The organism is Leclercia sp. EC_58 (genome assembly GCF_019584355.1).
Lineage (GTDB): Bacteria > Pseudomonadota > Gammaproteobacteria > Enterobacterales > Enterobacteriaceae > Enterobacter.
Genome location: NZ_VDAM01000019.1, coordinates 1 through 231, shown reverse-complemented (window position 1 = coordinate 231; position 231 = coordinate 1). Strand labels below are relative to the sequence as shown.

The 231-nt window shown below is 58.0% G+C and carries 1 protein-coding gene; it reads left to right on the top strand.

Annotated elements, in window-relative coordinates:
* Window positions 1-231, top strand: a 231-nt coding sequence (locus FHC51_RS22815; RefSeq protein WP_220436793.1) for a DDE-type integrase/transposase/recombinase, incomplete at both ends; no start/stop codon positions are given.

Genomic DNA, 231 nt, shown 5'->3' with positions numbered 1-231 from the left:
GCTGGGCGTATCTGTACCGGGCCGTCGACAGCCGGGGCCGCACTGTCGATTTTTATCTCTCCTCCCGTCGTAACAGCAAAGCTGCATACCGGTTTCTGGGTAAAATCCTCAACAACGTGAAGAAGTGGCAGATCCCGCGATTCATCAACACGGATAAAGCGCCCGCCTATGGTCGCGCGCTTGCTCTGCTCAAACGCGAAGGCCGGTGCCCGTCTGACGTTGAACACCGAC